Here is a 21,553-nt window from a genome sequence, read left to right on the forward strand (position 1 = left end):
CTCCCCCGTGAAAAATCAGTATCCCTGTCTTGTAATCTGGGACTCCAGCACATACTGACGAAGCAGGCCGCTGTCCCTGTCCGAAATGTCGGTGAACTCGATTCCCATGCCTGCATCCCCACTCTCGTCCCCCTTTTCTTTTCGCCACGCCACTTTTCCTTCAATGGAGAAGGTGTGGCCAAGAGACGGGAGGGTGAACTCTACCTTGATCGTTGTATCGGCGTCGAGAGGTTTCGGGGTCCTGATAAAGATGCCCCCCTGGCTGACATTCAGGGTGTAGTGATAGAAGGAATCGGCGCCGTACTCACAGGTTACCCTGACCTCAGTGAGAACCCTGGGGTATCTTCTCTGGTCTTTAAATGACATGTGTCCCCCAAAATGGACTGGATACCTAATTTTCAACAGCGGGAACATTTTACATGGATATTCCAAAATTGCCAAATATTTCTTTTTTCCCGAAATCCGCAGGGGACATTCTTCCGGTCAGGACCTGGGATTATCCTTATTACTTGACAAGAGGGGCGGAAGAAGGGATAAGGAAGAAAGTGTGGATCACCCTTTAATCTAATTCCGTGAGATTAGAAAGGGAGAACAATGGGTTTTTGGACAGACAGAAAAGATGCAACCTCTTCGCCCAACGGCGGAGGGGTTTTTTTGTGTGAGGTTTAAAGGCCATGCAAGGGCGCAGAAAACGTAGAATACTGGACCATGTGGAAATAGAGCGTGCTATTCGCAGGATAGCTTTCGAGATCCTTGAGAAAAACAAAGGGCCTGGAGACCTTGTGATCATCGGCATACCTGAGCCTGGACCTTTTATCGCCGAACGAATTCGTGAGCAGATCCGGGAAGTGGAAGGAGCCGACGTTCCTACCGGGAGCCTGGATATTACCTTCTACAGGGACGACATTGACGATAATCCCAGGCCGCTGCCCAAGGTCACGAATCTCCCTTTCAGGGTCCGGGGGAAGACGGTTGTCCTGGTGGATGATGTCCTGTTCACCGGGAGGACCGTCAGGGCGGCCCTGGATGCCTTGGTTGACCACGGGAGGCCGGCCAGGGTCCAGCTTGCGGTGCTCGTGGATAGAGGACACCGGGAGCTTCCAATCAGGGCGGATTTCGTGGGACGCAACATCCCCACAGGGAAGCATGAGGATATCATTGTGCAGTTAAAGGAGATGGGGGCCGAAGAGGATCTGGTCTACATCACGGAAGGGGAGATCTTATCTTAGTCCAGGGTCCAGGGTCCAGAGTCCAGAGGGGGAGAGCAGACGCGGAGACGCGAAGAAAGGGCGCTTGGGCGACGGGGCGCATGGGGGCATGGGCGTGTGGAGGGTCGGGATGTGCATGGAAGTATCGAGGAGCCTCTACTCTGGCCTTTCGACTCTGGACTCTGAAACTGATGTGAAGAGGTAGCGAAGATGATCGGTAACAGCAGGCACCTGATAGGTCTTGACGGTCTCACGGCCGGGGAGATCACGAGGGTACTGGATACGGCGGCGGGCATGAAGGAGATCGCGGACCGTAAGATCAAGAAGGTCCCCGCGCTTCGGGGAAAAACGGTGATCAACCTCTTCTTTGAACCCAGCACCCGTACAAGGACGTCCTTCGAGATCGCCGCGAAGAGGCTCTCGGCCGATGCGGTCAATTTCGCTGTGTCCTCCAGCAGCACTTCGAAGGGGGAGACGCTCATAGACACCGCGAAGAATCTTGAGTCCATGGCTCCCGACGTCGTGGTGATCCGTCACAGGTTCTCAGGCGCGCCCGACATGCTTGCGAACCGTCTGGACTGCTCCGTCGTCAATGCCGGCGACGGGTCCCATCAACATCCGACCCAGGGGCTCTTAGACCTGTTCACCGTCAGGGAGGCGAAGGGGCGTATCGACGGGCTGAAGGTCGCCATTGTCGGCGATATCACACACAGCCGCGTTGCCAGGTCGGATATCTGGGGCTTCACTGCCATGGGGGCAGAGGTGTTCGTGAGCGGTCCGCCGACCATGATACCAAGGGGGATCGACCACATGGGCGCGAAGGTGGCGGGGAGTTTCGACGAGGCGGTGGATCATGCGGACGTGATCATCATGCTGCGAATTCAGCTCGAGAGGAAGAGCGGGGCTCTCATTCCAACGCTCCGGGAATACTCGCGTTTTTTTGGGCTTAACTCTGAACGGCTCAAGCTGGCCAGGGACGATGTCACGATCATGCACCCGGGGCCCATCAACCGGGGTGTGGAGATCTCATCCGACATCGCCGACGGGGCGCGCAGCGTCATCCTCGATCAGGTGGAAAACGGAGTGGCTGTCAGGATGGCGGTCCTCTATCTTCTGGGCGGAGGAAGCGATGAAGTGGCTGATTAGGAACGGAAGGGTTGTCGATCCCGGCGCAGGCCGTGACGATGTGACAGACCTTCTCCTTAAGGACGGCAGGGTATTCCGTGTGGGGAAAGGCCTCGAGGCCCCGGATGGCTTCAAGGTGATGGACGCTTCAGGCAAGGCGGTGATGCCGGGGTTTATGGACATGCACTGTCATCTGAGGGAACCCGGGTTCGAACACAAGGAGACCGTTGCATCGGGCAGTGCGGCGGCCGTTAAGGGAGGGATTACCTCCCTGATGTGCATGGCCAATACCGATCCGGTCAACGACAACGCCTCGGTGACCTCGTACATCCTCGAAAAGGCCCGGGAGGCTGATCTTGCAAGGGTATACCCCGTGGGCTGTGTGACCCATGGGATGAGGGGCGAAACCCTCTCCGAGATGGGGGAACTGGCCGGTTCAGGATGCGTTGCGGTGTCCGATGACGGCCGTCCCATACTCGATGGGGAGATAATGAGGAGAGGAATGGAGTACGCGTCCGCTTTCGGGCTCTTTGTCATTGACCATGCTGAGGATCTCACAATCACCGGAGACGGGGTGATGCATGAGGGATTCGTGTCCACCATGCTGGGACTGGCGGGGATCCCCGCCGCTGCGACCGTCACCGGGGTAGCACGCGACATCGCCATCGTAAAGGAGCTCGGAGGGAGGGTCCACCTGGCACACATCAGCACCAGGAACTCCGTCGACCTGGTCCGGCAGGCCAAAAAGGAGGGGCTTGCGGTGACCGCCGAGACGTGCCCTCATTACTTTTCTCTCACCCACGAGGCTGTAATCGGCTACAACACGAACGCCAAGGTCAAGCCGCCGCTCGGGACCAGAGACGATATCGAGGCTGTGATAGAGGGGCTGGCCGACGGGACCATCGACGTCATCGCCAGCGATCATGCCCCTCACCACCGGGATGACAAGGATGTGGAGTTTGATCTGGCCGCCTTCGGGATATCCGGCCTGGAGACCTCGCTTTCCCTTACCCTCGGACTTGCGGAAGATGGGCGTCTGGGCCTCATGGAGGCGGTGAAAAAGTGGACCTCGGCTCCAGCCGCCATCGCCGGGTTGCCCGGGGGTTCCCTGAAAAAAGGAGAACCCGCCGACCTGATCATCGTCGACCTTGAAAAGGAATGGACCGTTGATCCTCAGCGGTTCGTCTCAAAGGGGATGAACACCCCCTTTGCGGGAATGACTCTGAAAGGAGAGGTCGACGCGACATTCGTTGGTGGGAAACTGGTGTATGAGAGGAAGAGTGGGGTTAGCCCTGGAACCTGAAACCCGGAATCCTCGGAGCGGCCATGCAAAGTCTTGCTCAAATTCTGAAGGATAACAAACCGCGGGCGACCCTCGCCCTTGCGGACGGCACCGTCCTGCATGGATGGGGTTTCGGGACATCCGGGACGGCTGTGGGCGAGGTTGTCTTTAACACATGTATGACAGGTTACCAGGAAGTCCTCACCGATCCCTCCTACCACCGTCAGATCGTGGTGATGACCCCCACGCAGATCGGAAATACAGGGGTTAATTCAAACGATAGTGAATCGGCCAGGCCATATGTCGCCGGCTTCATCGTTCGGGAGAGTTCCCTGCTCACGAGCAGCTGGAGGGCGGATGAAGGGATGGAAAGCTTTCTGGCGAGGAATGGGATCACCGGGATCGAGGGTATAGACACCCGTGCATTGACGAAGCACCTTCGTGATCACGGGGCACAGGGCGGAGTGATCGGCATCGGTGATGTTGATCCGGATGAACTCATTGCAAAGGCGAGGGGATGGGGCAGCATGGAGGGCAGGGACCTTGTCACGGAGGTAACCCCTTCCGAAGAATACAGGTGGGAAGAGGGCCCGTTTCATCCTGTTGCCGGGTTTGCCGAGGTTGAAAAAACGCGGCGCGTTGTAGCAATGGATTTCGGAATAAAACGTAATATTCTCCGGGAATTAGCGGGTTCAGGTTGCGAGGTGACGGTGGTTCCGGCTTTCACCTCCCCGGAGAGGATCCTGGAACTTTCGCCGGATGGGATCTTCCTCTCCAACGGTCCGGGCGACCCGGGGCCGGTCAGATATGCCGTTGATACCGTGAGGGCCCTTCTGGGCAAAGTCCCCATTTTCGGGATCTGTCTGGGGCACCAGATCCTCGGCCTGGCGCTGGGCGGTCGTACTCGCAAGCTGGTGTTCGGGCACCACGGGGGAAATCACCCCGTGAAGGACCTCTCCACGGGGAAGGTGGAGATTACATCGCAGAACCACGGGTTCGTTGTGGATTCCGACTCCCTCCTCGCGGCCGGCCAGCGGGTTGAGGTGAGCCATATCAACCTGAACGACGGGACGGTGGAGGGAATACGGCATCTGGAGATTCCCGTTTTTTCCGTCCAGTACCATCCCGAGGCATCCCCGGGGCCCCACGACTCACACTACCTTTTCCACCGTTTTGTTGAACTTATGACTATCCCGTAAAAAGTCTCTTCGAGCCTTTTTACGGGGCGGTCAAGCCAACGGCGTGATTCCCCCGCCAGGCGAAGCGAATCCACCTGGTTCCACCCCCACCCAAGGATGTACGCTCCGCGCACATCCTGCTTGATGGAGTAGGAGAATAATACTTTGCCCAGGCGAGACGACATAAAGAAAATTCTCCTTATCGGATCCGGTCCGATCATCATCGGCCAGGCGTGCGAGTTCGATTACTCCGGCACCCAGGCCTGCAAGGTCCTCCGGGAGGAGGGCTACGAGGTGGTCCTCGTGAACAGCAATCCCGCCACGATCATGACCGACCCGGAGCTTTCCGACAGGACGTATATTGAACCTCTCCTGCCTGAATTTGTGGAGAAGATCATCGAAAAGGAGCGCCCGCAGGCAGTTCTCCCCACACTCGGCGGCCAGACGGCTTTGAATCTGGCTGTGGCCCTGGAGAAAAGGGGTGTATTCAAAAAGTATGATGTGGAGATGATAGGCGCCGACCGGGAGGCCATCGAGAAGGCTGAGGACAGGGACCTGTTCAAATCCGCAATGTCCAGGATCGGGCTGGATCTGCCCATCAGCGGCTACGCTCATTCCATTGAGGATGCGATGATCATCCTCGAGGAGGTCGGCCTCCCCGCCATAATCAGGCCATCCTTCACCCTGGGGGGCACCGGTGGAAACATTGCCTACAACATGGAGGAGTACGAACGGTACATAAAGTGGGGGCTGGACCTGTCGCCGTCCCACGAGATCCTTGTCGAGGAGAGCATTATCGGCTGGAAGGAGTTCGAGCTGGAGGTGATGCGTGACCGCAAGGACAACGTGGTGATCGTGTGTCCCATCGAGAACTTCGATCCTATGGGAATCCACACGGGAGATTCCATAACTGTGGCTCCAGCCATGACCCTGACCGACAGGGAATATCAGGAGATGAGGGATGCCTCCCTGGCCATTATCAGGGAGATAGGTGTGGACACGGGCGGGTGCAACATTCAGTTCGGGGTACATCCGGAAACCGGAAGGATGGTGATAATCGAGATGAACCCACGGGTTTCCCGTTCCAGCGCCCTGGCCTCCAAGGCGACCGGTTTCCCCATAGCCAAGATCGCTGCCAGACTTGCCGTGGGCTATACCCTGGATGAGATCACCAACGATATTACCAGGGAAACCCCTGCCTGTTTCGAGCCCACCATTGATTATGTCGTCGTCAAGGTCCCCCGATTCACATTTGAGAAATTCCCCAACGCGGATCAGGTCCTCACCACCCAGATGAAATCGGTTGGAGAGGTCATGGCAATCGGGCGAACCTTCAAGGAGGCCCTCGGGAAGGCCATCTCTTCCCTGGAGATCGGTTCCTGCGGCTTTGAGCCGCGCGACGTCGATGAGAACGGCATAATGGAAAAACTCAGGGTTCCCAACTGGGAGCGGCTCTGGTACCTGGCCGAAGCTTTGCGCAGGGAGATCCCCATGGAGCAGATACATAAGCTCACCGGGATAGACCCGTGGTTCCTTGAGCAGGTGGCGCAACTCGTGCGGGCGGAGGAGTGGTTCACCGGAAAATCGCTGGAGGATATGACCGCCGAGGACCTCATGGTGGCGAAGCAGGCCGGCTTTTCAGATCTGAGGCTCGGGCAGTTGACCGGGTCGGAGGGCAAGGAGGTCAGAAGAAGGCGCATCGCCGAAGGAATCCGGGCGACCTTCAAGACGGTGGACACATGCGGGGCGGAGTTCAAGGCGTTCACCCCCTACCTTTACTCGACATACGAATCCGAGGATGAGGCTGCTCCAACGGACCGGAAAAAGGTAGTCATACTGGGGGGAGGGCCGAACCGTATCGGCCAGGGCATTGAGTTCGACTACTGTTGCGTCCATGGTATCTTTGCCCTTGCCGATGAGGGGTACGAGACCATAATGGTGAACTGCAACCCCGAGACGGTGAGCACCGACTACGATACGTCTGACCGGTTGTACTTCGAACCTCTCACCCTCGAGCACGTACTCAACATATTCGAGGTAGAAAAACCCGATGGGGTTATCGTTCAGTTCGGTGGCCAGACCCCTCTCAAACTTGCGCTGGACCTGGAGGCGGCGGGTGTTCCCATTCTCGGCACCAGTCCCGAGAAGATCGACCTGGCCGAGGACCGCGAGAGATTCAAGGATCTTCTCAACGGACTTGGTCTCAGACAGCCCGCCAACGATGTGGCCACATCATTCGAGGAGGCGAGGCAGGTCGCCTTCGAAATCGGTTATCCTGTCGTGGTCCGGCCTTCCTACGTCCTGGGGGGCCGTGCCATGGAAATTGTGCACGACGATGAGAGTCTGGAGAGGTACATGACGGAGGCGGTATCCGCGTCCTCGGAGCACCCAGTGCTCATCGACAAGTTCGTGGATCACGCCATCGAGGTGGATGTTGACGCCATTGCCGACGGGAACATGGTGGTCATCGGTGGGATTATGGAGCACATCGAGGAGGCGGGGGTCCACTCCGGCGATTCAGCGTGCAGCCTTCCCCCCGTCACCCTCGAGGAGGTGACCGTCGAGGAAATTGCCCGTCAGACCCGGCTCCTGGGAAAGGCCCTCGATGTTAAAGGGCTGATGAACGTCCAGTTCGCCGTGCGTAACGGAGAGGTGTTCATCCTGGAGGTAAATCCCCGCGCGTCACGGACGGTGCCCTTCGTGAGCAAGGTTACAGGAGTTCCCCTGGCGAACCTGGCCGCCAGGATAATGATAGGGAAGTCCCTCCAGGATCTGAGGTTCACCGAACAGGTGGTGCCTGAGCATGTCGCCGTCAAGGAGGCGGTGTTTCCGTTTATCAAGTTTCCCGGAGTGGACTGCCTGCTGGGTCCGGAGATGAGGTCCACCGGCGAGGTCATGGGGATCGATGCTGATTTTCCCCTGGCCTACGCAAAAGCCCAGCTTGCGGCAGGAGTGCATATGCCCCTCGGGGGAACCGCGCTTCTGTCCATTAAGGACAGGGATAAGGCGGCGGTTGCGCCCATTGCCGCACACCTTGTGGAGATGGGATTTACGATACTTGCCACGGGGGGGACGCAGAAGTTCCTTGGCGAGCGGGGCATCCCGGCCGATTTTGTACGAAAGGTACGGGAGGGCCGTCCCCACGTTGTGGATGCCATCATCAACGGCGGAGTCCAGCTTGTCATCAACACCGTTGAGGGGGCCAAATCCATTCAGGATTCCTACACCATCCGGCGATCGGCTGTGGACAGGAACGTGGCGTACTTTACCACCATCCCCGGTGCCAGAGCGGTGGGCCTGGGCATACAGGCTTTGAGGAAGAAAGATTGGGACGTCAAGGCCCTTCAGGATTACGTTTACTGATCCTTTCGATTTTCATCCCGGCGGTCCTGACTGAATGCCGGGGGTAAAGAACGTTCAACGTTCAATCTGGAACCCCCTGTCCACCATAGCTTTAGCGAAGGTGGATGGAACCCATAAACCGCGAGGCAATTGACGATGGCATGCACCGACGGTCCTGTAGAAGCTGTTTCCTCCCTGACCCGGGCACGGGTGATCTCCAACACCCGTGTGGCGGAGGGGCTTTTCATCATGAGGGCGGAGGCTGCCGGCTGGACGGGGGGCGATCCGGCCCCGGGACAGTTCATCATGCTGCGGATTTCAGACGGGGACGACCCGCTCCTGGGGCGGCCGTTCGGGATTGCCGGGTTTCGGATGATTGAAAATGGGGCCGAGATCGATGTCATCTACAGAACCGTGGGGCGAGGGACCATGGCAATGGCCACATGGGTCCCCGGCAGAGCAGTACGGTTTCTCGGCCCTCTCGGGCGCGGTTTTCCCCTGCCCCCCAAAGGTTCCCAAAGCATTTTTATCGCCGGTGGGGTGGGACTTCCGCCGTTGCTGGCGCTGGTTCGCCGGATGGTTGAACTGGGGCGGGGAGAGGAGGTGACCCTCCTTTACGGGGAGGCCAATGCCGGGCGAATGCTGGACCTCGGCAACGAGAAGGACCTGCAGGTACGCTTTCGCATCTGCACCGAGGACGGAAGCGGCGGCTTTAAAGGCCTCGTGACTGATCTTCTGGTGAGCATGGGTGGCCTTGAGGACGCCCATCTTTACGTCTGCGGACCAAGCCCCATGATGCGTGCCGTACATCGTCTGGCCCAGGGAAAATGCCTGACGTCGCACTATTCCCTTGAATCCCGGATGGCGTGCGGCTTCGGGGTGTGTATGGGCTGCGCCGTTATGGTGCTGTCTGCGGGTAAGACGGAGTACGTAAGGGCTTGCCGCGAGGGCCCGGTTTTCCCCGGTGGGATGCTCGTTGAGGAGTCCTTTCCGGAGAGGATATAGAGGTATCGAAGTATGGGTAAACGCAGTCCAGACTCTGGACACTGGACTCCGCGACTCTGGACTTTATTAAAGGGGTTACGATGATTGACACTACTGTAGACCTGGGGCGGGGGCTGGTCATAAAGAACCCCGTGATGACCGCGTCAGGAACATTCGGCTACGGGGAGGAGGCCTCGGCCTACTTTGACCTTTCAGAGCTGGGGGCTGTAGTGGCCAAGGGGATCTCCCTGCTGTCCATGGAGGGAAACCCGCCTCCCAGGGTTGTTGAGACCCCCGCGGGCATGTTGAACTCCATTGGGCTTCAGAATGTGGGTGTGGAACGGTTCGTGGCCGACAAGTTGCCCTTTCTTGTGGAATCGGGGGCTGTGATTATCGCCAACATCCTCGGCGGTTCCATCGGTGAATACGTCAAGGTGGCCGAAAGGCTTACCGGGGCCGATGGGATTTCCGCGCTGGAGGTCAATATTTCCTGTCCCAATGTCAAGGAGGGTGGAGTGCAGTTCGGGATGCGGCCCGAGCTTGCCGCAGAACTGGTCGCCGCCCTCCGGAGCGCAACCGGCCTCCATCTCATGGTGAAACTCTCTCCCAATTCCGGAGATATTCCGGAAATGGCCGGGGCGGTCCGTGATGCGGGGGCGGATTCCATTTCCCTGATCAACACGGTCACCGGGATGGAGATCGACATCCGCACCCGCAGCCCCGTTCTTGGGAGGGTGATAGGCGGGTTGTCCGGTCCGGCCATCCGTCCCATCGCCCTGAGAATGGTCTACGAGGCGGCCCTTGCGGTGGACATCCCCGTTGTGGGGATCGGCGGGATCGGCGACCCGGAGAATGCCATAAAGTTTCTCATCGCCGGGGCCAGCGCTGTCCAGGTCGGTACCGCGACCTTCACCGATCCCTCGGCGCCCATGAGGATTGTCAGGGGGGTCCGTTCGTTCATGGAGGGGCAGGGGATGCATTCCCTCGGCCAGGTGGTGGGAAGCCTGGTTGTTGATGATCCATTGTGATTTGCCAAACGTGTTGATTTTCACACTCTTTATTGTTACTCAGATAGGCGATGTACGCAGTGAGGCGCGGTTTTACATGAACGAGGAATCATTATGGCCGGTGGTCTGATAGTAGCGCTGGATATGGATGATCAGGACGAGGCCTGTGTCCTGGCAGAGGAAGTTGGTGAGAAGGTAGCCGCGCTCAAGGTGGGGGCACAGCTGTTTTCCGTGGCCGGTCCGGATATAGTCCGCCGAATTCAGGGAGCAGGGGCAAGGGTTTTCCTGGATCTGAAGTTCCACGATATTCCCAATACGGTGAGGAAGGCGGTGGAAGCGGTGGTCCCTTTAGGTATCTCTTTCTTTACCGTCCACGCCTCGGGGGGAAGGGATATGATATCGGCTGCCAAGGATGCCGCCGGGGACTCGAAGGTCCTGGCCGTCACAATCCTGACGAGCCTTGGGAAAGGGGATATGTCCGAGATAGGGTTCGGGGGGGATATTGAGGAGCAGGTTGTCAGGTTGGCAAAATTGGCCAGGGCCGCCGGCGCCGACGGCATTGTCTGTTCCCCCCTTGAGGTCTCACGATTAAGGGACGAACTTGACGGCGGGTGTATCCTGGTGACTCCGGGCGTCAGGCCGGCCGGATCAGCAGGAGACGACCAGACCAGAATCGCCACACCCGCGCGGGCGGTTAGGGCGGGGGCCGATTACCTTGTGGTGGGGCGGCCCGTGGTCAAGGCTTTTGACAGGGTTCAGGCGGTTGAAATGATCCTTGATGAAATGGGGGCAAATAGGGCATAATCAATAGACTCGCAAAAAGTCCGTCAAGCGGGATGTGCGCGGGGGGGAGCCATGCCCCGCCTCGTAAAATGCCTGGAAGAGACTTTTTACGAGGTTAGCATAGTGGGAGCGATTATTTTGGAGGGGTAGTTTCAGAGGGAGGCTATGATGGTGCAGAAAATTCTCATCGTTGAAGACAACATCGTGATTTTAACCATGCAAAAACAGATCTTCGAGATGGAAGGCTATGAGATAATCACCGCGCAGGAGGGAATGGATGCCCTCAAGAAGGTTCATGAGGCGCATCCGGATATCGTCCTCCTCGACGTGAATATCCCGGGTATGAACGGTTTTGAGCTTTGTAGGCAGATCAAGGAGGATCCTTCCCTTTCGGATATCATCGTTGTCATGATCTCGGCGGTTTACTACTCCGATGAGGATGCCAAAAAGGGGATGGCCATGGGCGCCGACGCCTATTTCACAAAGCCCTATGAAAACGAGGTCCTCCAGAACAAGATCAAGGAGCTTCTCGAATCCCGTAATGTCGGATAAAATTCTTCTTTCCATCTTCCGGGAGAAGGGGGCCCTTCTGGAAGGCCACTTCGGCCTGACTTCCGGCAAGCACAGCCCGGTTTATCTTCAATGTGCCCTGGTCCTGCAATATCCTGATGTTGGAAGGGATCTCGGTAGCAGGCTGGCCGAGAGGGTGGGAGAGGGGATCGACCTCGTAGTGTCACCAGCGGTTGGAGGCATTGTTATCGGGCAGGAGGTAGCTTGGGCCCTCGGTGCGAGGGCAGTGTTCACCGAGAGAGTTGATGGAAAAATGGCCCTGCGCCGCGGATTCACGGTTAATCCCGGTGAGAGAATTCTGGCTGTGGAGGACGTGGTTACCACCGGGGGATCCATCAGGGAGGCCGCAGACCTTGCTGTCGAACTGGGTGGCAACCTGGTTGCCACCGCTTCACTGGTGCATCGCTACATTGATAAACCTGTCGATCCCACCCCATATCCGCACTTTTCGCTTCTGCCGATTCATGCCCCCGCCTTCGAACCCGGCCAATGTCCCCTGTGCCGTGAAGAGATCCCCATGGAAAAACCCGGGAGCAGAGCGCTTAAGTAAAAATAAAGTCAGGGTCGCTGTTTTATCCCGTTTGAGGTTCGACGTTGAACTTTGATAGGGTCGTAAAAAGTCCATTCGTGGCTTTTTACTTAACGGAAAGCGAAAAGTGTCATTTTCACTTTCCTCACAAATCTTCGATAATAGTGGTCAGGTGCAGAACCTTGTTAGCCATTGCTTATTGTTTATAAAAACCTTGAAGACATCCGGATCAAAACAATGCATATTTTTTCTCATAATATTTATTGCATCATCAACCTGCAACGTAGACCTGTAAGGACGGCTTGATGTTAATGCATCAAAATAATCAGCCACTCGTATAATTCTTGCAATCAGGGGGATCTCATCTCCCTTTAGACCGTTTGGATACCCAGTGCCATCATAGTTTTCATGGTGGCTGAGAATGGCATCGTTCAACATCGGATTATAGTCAAAATCGGCAATAAGTTTTCTGCCTAGAAATGTATGAAATTTGATCATCTCAAATTCTGCCTCAGTTAATAATGTCGGCTTATTCAAAATAAACTCGTCCACTGCGATTTTCCCGACATCATGAATGATTGCTGCCATTCTCACAGTATCCAAATTAACAAATTGGTCGGAAAACCCTGACTCTGCAATGTTGAGCGTTATTTCTGCCACATGATCAGAATGGTTTTTTGTATAAGGGTTTCTTAATCCAATTGCAGCACTCATTAGGTTGGTTGCACACTTGATATCGATGATATTTTCTTCTCCCTCAGCTATAGCAGCTCTATGGCCGGCGATAGTCTGCATGTGATTGGAGATAGAAGAATCTTTCATGATGTGTGTGCCCTCAGTTTGCGAAGTCATAACTGTTGATAGTGTCGTAAAAAGCCCATGAATGGTTTTTTACTTAACGGAAAGCGAAAAGTGTCATTTTCACTTTCCTCACAAATCTTCGATTTGAGCGCCCTGATGGGCGCGTTGATGACTTTTTGCGAAGTCATCAATATTGTACGCACAACCACGCAGCAAAAGACAGTTACGGCACTCAAATGTGGGGAATCGTATCCGATTATTAAATTAATTTGCAAGTCATTTTTGACATTTAATGGTGTTAAAATCTCGATGGGCGCGTAAAGGCCTAGGATCCATCCACCTCCGCTGAAGCTATGGTGAAACAATGGAGTTTGAAGTTTGAGCTTTGAAGTTTTGGTTCATCCGGTTAATGCGTACCTTTATTATCTTGCTGTCATTGCGAGGAGCATCGAGGGAGACGAGAGTGACGCGGCAATCCCGGGCGAAGCTGAAAAGGTCGTTGCGGCGCCCTCCGGTCGCCCACGGGATCGCTTCACTCGGATACGGTTCGCGATGACCAGTGAAGTCATTGCGAGGAGCATCGAGGGAAACGAGAGTGACGCGGCAATCCCAAAGGTCAAAAGCTAATTTATCACAGTCACGCCGATGGCGTGACTTGGAGGTCACTTCACAGGGTTTAAAAAAAGGGTTGCACAGGTTTTAAACTTCGCGAAACCTCGTTAACTTGTTTTGAATAAACCCTGTGCCACCCTGCCTGCCAGCCATAGCTTCAGCGACGGCTGGTGAAACTCTGTGCACCCTGTGTTAAATTAGCTTTTCACAAAATCTGGTCATCCTTCAGGTACTCATTTCCAGGATTCAGGGAACAATGGGCAGATCCAGAAGCCCGAGAGTCTCCGGAAGCCCCAGCATGATATTCATGTTCTGTACCGCCTGTCCGGAGGCGCCTTTCACGAGATTGTCCAGGCAGGAAATCACGATGATCCTTCCGTTTCCCCGGTCAATCCTTGGAGCGATGACGCACATGTTGGTTCCGCGAACCTCCTTCAAGGTCGGAAGCGGTTCCTGGTTTCCCCGGACCTGCACGAACGGCTCATCCCTATACCGTTCTTTGTACAGATCACAAACGGCCTCGGCCTCAAGGGAACCAGCCGGATCGGCATAGATCGTCGAAAGTATCCCTCTACTGACCGGGAGCAAATGAGGGGTAAAGGTCACCCGGATTTCCTTTCCCCCGATCCTGGTCAGCTCCTGGTCAATCTCAGGGGTGTGCCGGTGCACACCCGCAATTCCATAGGCCGAGAAGTTGCCCTCCACCTCGGGGAAATGGAGATGCTCCTTCGGTTCCCTTCCGGCCCCGCTTACACCGGATTTGCTGTCGGCGATAACGGAAGACGTCTTTAGGAGACCCTTTTCCACAAGAGGGACGAGACCCAGGATGATGCTGGTCGGATAACACCCCGCGTTGGCCACCAGGAAAGCGTCACGTATTCCATCCCGGTAAAGCTCGGGAAAACCGTTTACAGCGGTCCGCAGCAGATGGACCTGGCTGTGGGGGCCATACCACTCCTCGTAGACCTTCCGTTCCCGCAATCTGAAGTCAGCGCTCAGGTCAACGGTTCGCACGCCTGTTTCAATCAAGGCGGCGGACGCATCCATGGCACCCCCATGGGGAAGGCATACGAAAACCAGGTCCGACTCCATCCGGGCCTCGGAAGCGTCAAACGCCCTGAACCTCAGACCCGTCCGGCCGGACAAGGCCGGAGAGACCTCGGAAAGATGCTTTCCGGCCCACTTCCTCGATGTGACGTATGTCAGGTCAACCTCGGGATGGCGCAACAGAATTCGGATGAGCTCCATCCCGGTATAGCCCGTTGCCCCGATTATTCCCACTCTGGCAGTCATCATCCCTCCGATCTACAAATGCCCCAGGGTAGCCAAGACATTGAATCATATCACAAATCAGGTTCATCGTAAAAATGAGTACCCGGATGTGAAATCATGTTGAAATAACAAACACTTCCAGACCTGATTTACCACAGCCTGCCCTGAGCTTGACCTTTTCAGCTCCGCCCGGGATTGCCGCGTCACTCTCGTCTCCCTCGATGTTCCTCGCAATGACAGCAAAATCATAAAGGTATGCGTTACCCCGAATGAACCAAAAGAAAAAAGGGGAAGAGCCGCAAGGGCCCTTCCCCTGAAAATTCCCATCGAGGGAAGATCAACGTTTGGAGAACTGGAACCTTGCGCGGGCACCCCTCTGGCCATACTTCTTACGCTCAACCTCGCGAGCGTCTCTGGTCAGATACCCGGCTTTCTTAAGCGGCTTCCTGTATTCGCCGGAAACGTTAAGGAGGGCTCTGCTGATGCCGTGCTTGATGGCTCCCGCCTGTCCGCTGACGCCGCCGCCCTTGACAGTGACCCTGACATCGAACTGTCCAACGGTCCCCGTCACCTCGAAGGGCTGCATAATTATCATTTTCAGGGTTTCCCTGCCCAGATATCCGTCAGCTTCTTTCCGGTTGATATGGATCTTTCCATCTCCATCCTTCAGCCATACGCGCGCAATGGAGGTCTTTCTCTTTCCTGTCCCATAATATGTCGTCTGTTCCATTTTTAATATTTACCCTCTGGAATCAAATGGAGATCTTCTCGGGCTGCTGTGCCTCATGGGGATGCTCCGCTCCGGCGTATATCTTCAGCTTGCCGATCATCTGCCTGCCAAGCCTGTTTTTGGGAAGCATCCCCCGGACGGCATTTTTGACCAACATTTCCGGCCTTTTTTCAAGCAGATCCCGGGCGGAAATACCCTTGATGCCGCCGGGATAGCCCGAATGACGATAGTAGAACTTCTGGTCAAGTTTATTGCCGGTTAACCGGATCTTTTCGGCATTCACAACAATTACAAAATCGCCCGTGTCCACGTGGGGAGTAAAAATCGGTTTGTTCTTTCCCCTGATGATACCGGCAACCTGGGAGGCGAGTCTTCCGAGGACGACGTCCTCAGCATCCACAACGACCCACCGCCTTTGTACATCTTCCTTCTTTGCACTGAACGTTTTCATCGCTGCTTGATTCCTCGCTGAATAGACGGAACAACCCAAAACGAAAGGGAACCATTAGTACAAATTGCGAATCATGTCAATAGCCATTGATGGGTTTCTGTTCGGGGGTTCGAAAAGCCCATGACCCTATTTCGTCAGCTCTCCACCTATCGTCTCAAGGAGATATAGAAGAACAAAAAGGACCACGATTACCATGAGAACAAGCGGAGACCATTTTCCTTCCATGATCCAGAGCGGCTCCAGGGCGGGATGAGCGTCCCAGAATGCGTCGGGCAGCCGGGGAGCAATAAAGTTAAGCAGGCCAAAGAGAAAAACGGGGACGGCAAACAGAAGCCCCACACAGATCTTGATAACCCTGTTTCTCACAGGCACCCGGATCACGTCATATTCGATGAGCAGACCCAGGACAATAAAAGGGACACAGAAAAGAAAAACCTTCAGCGAAAAGATGAGAATAACCTTCCACTGGGCCATTTTTACGCCTGTTGCGGAACCTAAAGCCGGGATCAGATAATCCAACTATTCCTCCTTGGCGACGCTATTTTATGGCAGCCTTCGGCCACTGTCAACAAGCCTTTCCCACACTGTAAGTAACACGTAAACTGTCCGGGTTTGCAGCACAAGGGTTGTCCGGTTCATACTGGCCACCGGGGAGATGGCACATGAGGCGGACAAACACGCTCGTTGACCCGATTAAACAGCGATGATATATTTTCCCCGAGAGAAAGGGGTGTGTTGCATTGCGTGAAAAAGCCGAGGCCGTTCAGGTTAAATGTCCCAGGTGCGGCCAGACCGGGATCATCTATCTACCGAAAGAGGAAATATCCAAGTGCCCGGAGTGCGGTACTCAGATGCTCATTTACGAACTTCTCGATGAGGGAAAGTCATACTGAGGCCATAGGCTACTTAACCGGTTCCATCTTTTCATTTAGGAGGGAGCAATGAAACGTTTTGCCGCTTTACTGACGCTTGCCGCGGTTCTTGTTCTGCCGTCGCTGCCTGTGCATGCCGCAAACATCGACCTGGCCAAGAGTTCCACCCTGGAATCAATAATACAATCCGGTACTCTGCGCGTCGGGCTGGAGACGGGATATCTTCCCTTCGAAATGAGGGACAAGAGAGGGGATATCGTCGGTTTCGACGTAAGCATGGCGAAGGAGATGGCCAAGTCCATGGGAGTAAAACTGAAACTCGTCAACACCGCCTGGGACGGCATCATTCCAGCCCTTTTAACGAACAAATTCGACATCATCATGAGCGGCATGACCATAACCCAACAGAGAAACCTGAAGATCAACTTTGTCGATCCCTATATCATAGTCGGGCAGACTATCCTCATTTCCAAAAAACTGGAGGGCAAGGTCAAGAGCTACAAGGATCTGAACAGTCCCAAGTACACGGTAGTCTCCAAGCTGGGAACCACTGGAGAGCAGGCAACCAAGAGGCTCATTCCGAAAGCCAACTATAAGAGTTTCGAAACGGAACCGGAGGCTGCCATGGAGGTCATCAACGGCCGCGCGGACGCCTTCGTGTATGATCTGCCATACTGCGCGGTGTTCTTCGCCCAGAAGGGCCAGGGAAAGCTGGTATTCCTTGACAAACCTTTCACCTTCGAACCCCTTGGATGGGCGGTCAAGAAGGGCGATCCGGATTTTCTCAACTGGCTGAACAATTTCCTGCGCCAGGTCAAGGGAGACGGCCGCTACGACAAGATCTACAAGAAGTGGATCACCGGCACGACCTGGTTGAAGACCGTTCAATAGGACAGTGCGCGCGAAAACGCGGGTTATATCATTATTCAGGCTTCACCTGCCGTTTTCGCTTTTTCCATGCATATGGATATATTTGCTGATTGATGATTTTCCGGTTTTCGGGGGGGCAATGCCCCCCTGAAACCATTTTCAACCTTAATATAGCCAGAGAGGAAAGCCCCTGTTGAACACCCTTAAGCGCCTGTCCCGTGATATAAGGGTTCGCCATAGCCTCTCCTGGAGTCTTCTCGTCCTCATCCTCCTCGGTATTATCCTCGTAATCGGAAGAGCCACAAAGAAGATCGATTACATCTGGCAATGGCAGCGAATGCCACGATACATCCTTTTCAAGGAACAGATAGATATTACGGCGGAGGATCCGGGCACGATTTCCTCCATCAGGAATGATGGAAAGGACAAAGTGGTCATCCTGCGCACTTTCGACGGAAAGGACGAAACATACCGAATCCCCGCCGGGATAGTACAGGTTTACGAGGGCGATGATCTGGATTCAGGGGATATCATCGGGTCATACAAAAAATGGGCGGTCGGGATTCTTCTCATCGGCCTATGGCTCACCCTTAAGATGTCCTTCATTTCGGTTATTCTGGCGGTGTTCATCGGGCTCATCACAGGTCTTGCACGGATATCCTCCAGCCCCGCGCCCAAGTGGCTGGCCATAGGATACATCGAGTTGATCCGTGGAACCCCTCTTCTGGTCCAGCTTTACATCTTTTACTTCTTTATCGGGCAGCTATTCTCACTGTCCAACGAGGTCGCCGGGATCCTGGCCCTCTCCTTCTTCGCCGGTGCATATGTGGCGGAAATCGTGCGTGCCGGGATCCAGTCGATTCACAGGGGACAGATGGAGGCCGCCCGATCCCTCGGTATGACCTACCCACAGGCCATGCAGTTTATAATTCTTCCCCAGGCTTTCAAGCGCATAATGCCGCCCCTCGCCGGCCAGTTCATATCGCTTATCAAGGACTCGTCCCTGGTATCAATCATCGCCATTACGGATCTCACCAAGGCGGGCCGCGAGATCGCAACCTCAACGTTCAGCCCCTTCGAGGCATTCTTTACCGTCGCGGCCCTTTATCTTGTCCTTACCTTCTCCCTTTCCATGTTCGTCCAGTACCTCGAGAGGAGGTATGCAACTCATGATTGAAGTACGAAACGTCTCCAAGACCTTCTACACCACACACCAGGTCAACGCCCTTACCGATGTCTCCATGCAGGTCGACAGAGGCGAGGTAGTGGTCATCATGGGTCCCTCCGGCTCGGGAAAGAGTACGCTCCTGCGCTGCCTTAACCATCTGGAGACCATTGACGAAGGGGAGATTATAATCGACGGAATCACCCTCACCGATTTCATGACCGACATAAACAAGGTCCGTGCGGAAGTGGGCATGGTTTTCCAGAGCTTCAACCTTTTTCCCCACATGACGGTAATGAACAACATAACCATCGCCCAGGTAAAGGTCCGGGGCCGATCAACCAGGGAGGCTGAGGAGACCGCCATGAAGCTGCTGGACAAAGTGGGGATCCCCGAGAAAGCCCCTGTTTACCCCGGCCAACTTTCGGGCGGACAGCAGCAGCGGGTGGCCATCGCGCGGGCGCTTGCCATGCAGCCGAAGATCATGCTCTTCGATGAGCCCACCTCGGCCCTGGATCCTGAGATGATAGGTGAGGTTCTGGACGTCATGAAAACTCTGGCACGCGAGGGGAGGACCATGATTTGCGTTACCCACGAAATGGGTTTCGCGAAGGAGGTGGCCGACAGGACCATCTTCATGGACGAGGGAAAAATCGTGGAGGTGGGAACTCCTCAGGACATATTCAACAATCCGCAGAACGAACGTACGAAGCTGTTCCTTTCCCAGATACTGTAAGGAAACCAGTCCAGAGTCCAGTGTCCAGAGTCCAGAGGGGAAAGATAGACACGGGGACATAAACGCTATGATTTCACGCTCCTCAACGCTAATATAACCGTGTGACATTGGGTGGTCTCCTTAGTTTGGTTTCCGCTAAAACTCAAACTATCAAGACTTAACCCAATGTCACCTCTTTTTATGCGTTTCGCTTGAATCCGCGACTCTGGACTCCAGCACTCTGGACTCTGCACTCTGGACTATTTTGAAGACTCTGGACTATTTTGAAATGAGGCAAAGATGAAAAAACGAACCGTCAAACCTTCAACATTCCTGTGTCCCGTACCCGTTGTCCTGGTGACCTGTCAGGACAAAGGGGGACGACCGAACATCATCACCATCGCCTGGACGGGCATCATCTGTTCCGACCCGCCCATGGTCAGCATCAGCATCAGGCCAAGCCGGTACTCCCACGGTATCATCAAGGAGACGGGCCAATTTGTGGTCAATATCCCCCCTGTGGACATTATCAGGAAAGTCGACCTTTGCGGCATCATCTCCGGAAAGGACGCGGACAAATTTAAAGAAGCCGGCCTGACCGCGGTCCCGGCCGACAAAGTGTCCCCTCCCCTCATCGAGGAGTGTTCCATCTCCCTGGAGTGCAGCCTCACCGAAATAGTCCCACTGGGAATTCACGACATGTTTCTGGGCGAGATCATGGCCACCCACGTAGCCGAGGATGCTTTCGATGACGGTGGAAATATCCGTATGGGAAGAATCAATCCCCTGGCCTTTTCACCGCTGGACCATTCCTACAGGGCGCTGGGCGACGCGTTGGGGAGCTACGGGTACAGCCGGAAGGATTGATGACTTCGCGTACCTTATTGTGTTAGCATCAATTCGTCTCACGCCCGTTCGTCACGCCGCCGGCGTGACGAGCGGGCGTGAGAAAACAGGTTTCAACGCCAGGTACTCGTTTTTACGATGATCCTCATGACTTTTCTACGAAGAGCGTCTGCGTCGGGTAGGCGAAATCCACACCCTCTTCCTTGAACTTCCGGAAGATAGCCAGATTGATGGCCTGCTGGATCTCCATATAAATAGTGTAGTCCCTGTCAAGGACGTAGTAAACTATTTCATAGTTCAGGGAAAAATCTCCGTAATTCTTGAAGTGCGTCCTGTCAAAACGTACATTCTCCTGTGATTGGATGATATCCCTGATCCAGCCGGGGATAGCCTCGAGCTTCCCGGCGGTGGTCTGATAGGTCACCCCCAGGGAAAAGACCACCCGTCTTTCGTTCATCCGGCGATAGTTCTGTATCCTGCTGCTCAGAAGATCATTATTGGAAAAGATGAGCTGCTCTCCGGATAGGCTCCTGAGCCTGGTGGTCTTGAGACCCACGTGTTCAACCGTCCCCCGCAGCTCACCCACCACAATGAAATCACCGATAACGAAAGGCCTGTCGAAGACTATTGAAAGGGAGGCGAAAAGGTCGCTCAGGATGCTCTGGACCGCGAGGGCTACCGCGATGCCGCTAACCCCCAGGCCGGCCACAAGGGCTGTAACCTTCACCCCGAGATGCTGGAGGGCAAGAAGAAGGATAGCCGCCCACAGGACGGTCCTGACGATGATGGTAATGACCGAGTAGGCTTCCAGGTTCAGCTGTTCATCCGCATCGCGCGAAGCGCGACGGGAGATGAAGTAGGAGATGACCCCGTTGCCCCACAGGCCCACCTGAAACGCAAGGGAGACAATTGCCGCGTTGGTGATTATCAGTGCCAGCCGACCCGGAAGGATGAGGAAGAGGGATCCGGCGTACAGGGCAAAGACAAAGAAAAAAAGGCGCTTCGTCCTCACCTTCAGGAGGTCAACGAAAAAATCGTCCAACGTCGTCTCGGTCTTTTCCGCAAGTTTTCCGAGGTACCGGACGACCGCCTTAATGCAAATTCCCAAACCGGCGTAGGCAATCAGCAGGACAAAAGCGGCGGTTATCCATCTCCAGACGCTGTTTCCAAGGACGATGGTTTCTAAAAAACTCAGGTAATTCGGCATATTA

22 protein-coding genes are annotated in these 21,553 nt (G+C 55.1%); 15 read left to right on the forward strand and 7 right to left on the reverse strand.

Annotated elements, in window-relative coordinates; translation table 11 throughout:
* Positions 1 to 15 precede the first annotated feature (15 nt).
* A complete protein-coding gene (locus GXP52_01230; protein NOY85907.1) occupies positions 16 to 366 on the reverse strand; it encodes a TIGR02266 family protein in 351 nt (116 codons plus the stop codon).
* A gap of 308 nt (positions 367 to 674) precedes the next feature.
* Here GXP52_01230 and pyrR point away from each other — a divergent pair, with 308 nt between their 5' ends.
* The 10 genes from pyrR to GXP52_01280 all read left to right on the forward strand — a co-directional run bounded on the left by pyrR (position 675) and on the right by GXP52_01280 (position 12,029).
* A complete protein-coding gene (gene pyrR / locus GXP52_01235; GenBank protein NOY85908.1) occupies positions 675 to 1,229 on the forward strand; it encodes a bifunctional pyr operon transcriptional regulator/uracil phosphoribosyltransferase PyrR in 555 nt (184 codons plus the stop codon).
* A 189-nt stretch (positions 1,230 to 1,418) separates the two neighbouring features.
* The gene (locus GXP52_01240; GenBank protein NOY85909.1) at positions 1,419 to 2,354 is read left to right on the forward strand and encodes an aspartate carbamoyltransferase catalytic subunit; all 936 of its coding nucleotides are present in this window, start codon (positions 1,419 to 1,421) and stop codon (positions 2,352 to 2,354) included.
* Positions 2,338 to 3,636: a dihydroorotase gene (locus GXP52_01245; GenBank protein NOY85910.1), complete on the forward strand. Its 1,299-nt coding sequence runs from the start codon at positions 2,338 to 2,340 to the stop codon at positions 3,634 to 3,636. Before GXP52_01240 ends, GXP52_01245 begins: the two co-directional genes overlap by 17 nt.
* 23 nt (positions 3,637 to 3,659) lie before the next feature.
* Positions 3,660 to 4,814: a glutamine-hydrolyzing carbamoyl-phosphate synthase small subunit gene (carA, locus tag GXP52_01250; protein ID NOY85911.1), complete on the forward strand. Its 1,155-nt coding sequence runs from the start codon at positions 3,660 to 3,662 to the stop codon at positions 4,812 to 4,814.
* Between the two features lie 144 nt (positions 4,815 to 4,958).
* The gene (gene carB, locus GXP52_01255; protein ID NOY85912.1) at positions 4,959 to 8,156 is read left to right on the forward strand and encodes a carbamoyl-phosphate synthase large subunit; all 3,198 of its coding nucleotides are present in this window, start codon (positions 4,959 to 4,961) and stop codon (positions 8,154 to 8,156) included.
* Between the two features lie 135 nt (positions 8,157 to 8,291).
* Positions 8,292 to 9,140: a dihydroorotate dehydrogenase electron transfer subunit gene (locus GXP52_01260; GenBank protein ID NOY85913.1), complete on the forward strand. Its 849-nt coding sequence runs from the start codon at positions 8,292 to 8,294 to the stop codon at positions 9,138 to 9,140.
* An 80-nt stretch (positions 9,141 to 9,220) separates the two neighbouring features.
* Complete coding sequence (locus tag GXP52_01265; GenBank protein NOY85914.1) at positions 9,221 to 10,147, forward strand: dihydroorotate dehydrogenase; 927 nt, start codon at positions 9,221 to 9,223, stop codon at positions 10,145 to 10,147.
* A gap of 93 nt (positions 10,148 to 10,240) precedes the next feature.
* Entirely contained in the window at positions 10,241 to 10,930 is a 690-nt protein-coding gene (pyrF, locus tag GXP52_01270; GenBank protein NOY85915.1) for an orotidine-5'-phosphate decarboxylase, read from the forward strand.
* Positions 10,931 to 11,074: 144 nt separating this feature from the next.
* Complete coding sequence (locus GXP52_01275; protein NOY85916.1) at positions 11,075 to 11,461, forward strand: response regulator; 387 nt, start codon at positions 11,075 to 11,077, stop codon at positions 11,459 to 11,461.
* Positions 11,451 to 12,029, forward strand: coding sequence for an orotate phosphoribosyltransferase (locus GXP52_01280; protein ID NOY85917.1), 579 nt, complete (start codon positions 11,451 to 11,453; stop codon positions 12,027 to 12,029). The genes GXP52_01275 and GXP52_01280 overlap by 11 nt, the downstream gene beginning before the upstream one ends.
* Before the next feature lie 147 nt (positions 12,030 to 12,176).
* On the opposite strand, the gene GXP52_01285 is transcribed toward GXP52_01280, so the two are convergent.
* Positions 12,177 to 12,830, reverse strand: coding sequence for an HD domain-containing protein (locus tag GXP52_01285; GenBank protein NOY85918.1), 654 nt, complete (start codon positions 12,828 to 12,830; stop codon positions 12,177 to 12,179).
* A gap of 357 nt (positions 12,831 to 13,187) precedes the next feature.
* On the opposite strand from GXP52_01285, the gene GXP52_01290 reads away from it, so the two are divergent.
* Positions 13,188 to 13,436 (forward strand): hypothetical protein, encoded by a 249-nt coding sequence (locus tag GXP52_01290; GenBank protein NOY85919.1) that lies wholly within the window; start codon positions 13,188 to 13,190, stop codon positions 13,434 to 13,436.
* Positions 13,437 to 13,667: 231 nt separating this feature from the next.
* Here GXP52_01290 and GXP52_01295 read toward each other — a convergent pair whose 3' ends face one another.
* From GXP52_01295 to GXP52_01310, 4 genes are all read right to left on the reverse strand, one after another.
* On the reverse strand, positions 13,668 to 14,714 hold the full coding sequence (locus tag GXP52_01295) for an N-acetyl-gamma-glutamyl-phosphate reductase (GenBank protein ID NOY85920.1): 1,047 nt from the start codon (positions 14,712 to 14,714) through the stop codon (positions 13,668 to 13,670).
* Between the two features lie 316 nt (positions 14,715 to 15,030).
* Positions 15,031 to 15,423, reverse strand: a complete 393-nt coding sequence (gene rpsI, locus GXP52_01300; GenBank protein NOY85921.1) for a 30S ribosomal protein S9 — start codon at positions 15,421 to 15,423, stop codon at positions 15,031 to 15,033.
* A gap of 22 nt (positions 15,424 to 15,445) precedes the next feature.
* Entirely contained in the window at positions 15,446 to 15,874 is a 429-nt protein-coding gene (gene rplM / locus GXP52_01305) for a 50S ribosomal protein L13 (GenBank protein NOY85922.1), read from the reverse strand.
* A gap of 126 nt (positions 15,875 to 16,000) precedes the next feature.
* A complete protein-coding gene (locus GXP52_01310) occupies positions 16,001 to 16,393 on the reverse strand; it encodes a hypothetical protein (protein ID NOY85923.1) in 393 nt (130 codons plus the stop codon).
* A 422-nt stretch (positions 16,394 to 16,815) separates the two neighbouring features.
* Between GXP52_01310 and GXP52_01315 the strand changes: the two genes are divergently transcribed.
* From GXP52_01315 to GXP52_01330, 4 genes are all read left to right on the forward strand, one after another.
* Positions 16,816 to 17,637 (forward strand): transporter substrate-binding domain-containing protein, encoded by an 822-nt coding sequence (locus GXP52_01315; GenBank protein ID NOY85924.1) that lies wholly within the window; start codon positions 16,816 to 16,818, stop codon positions 17,635 to 17,637.
* A gap of 202 nt (positions 17,638 to 17,839) precedes the next feature.
* Positions 17,840 to 18,793, forward strand: coding sequence for an amino acid ABC transporter permease (locus tag GXP52_01320; GenBank protein NOY85925.1), 954 nt, complete (start codon positions 17,840 to 17,842; stop codon positions 18,791 to 18,793).
* Positions 18,786 to 19,517, forward strand: coding sequence for an amino acid ABC transporter ATP-binding protein (locus tag GXP52_01325; protein NOY85926.1), 732 nt, complete (start codon positions 18,786 to 18,788; stop codon positions 19,515 to 19,517). The genes GXP52_01320 and GXP52_01325 overlap by 8 nt, the downstream gene beginning before the upstream one ends.
* 279 nt (positions 19,518 to 19,796) lie before the next feature.
* Positions 19,797 to 20,363 (forward strand): flavin reductase family protein, encoded by a 567-nt coding sequence (locus tag GXP52_01330; protein NOY85927.1) that lies wholly within the window; start codon positions 19,797 to 19,799, stop codon positions 20,361 to 20,363.
* Positions 20,364 to 20,487: 124 nt separating this feature from the next.
* On the opposite strand, the gene GXP52_01335 is transcribed toward GXP52_01330, so the two are convergent.
* On the reverse strand, positions 20,488 to 21,549 hold the full coding sequence (locus GXP52_01335; GenBank protein NOY85928.1) for a mechanosensitive ion channel family protein: 1,062 nt from the start codon (positions 21,547 to 21,549) through the stop codon (positions 20,488 to 20,490).
* Between the last annotated feature and the right edge of the window lie 4 nt (positions 21,550 to 21,553).

Source organism: Deltaproteobacteria bacterium, assembly GCA_013151915.1.
Taxonomy (GTDB): Bacteria; BMS3Abin14; BMS3Abin14; order BMS3Abin14; family BMS3Abin14; genus BMS3ABIN14.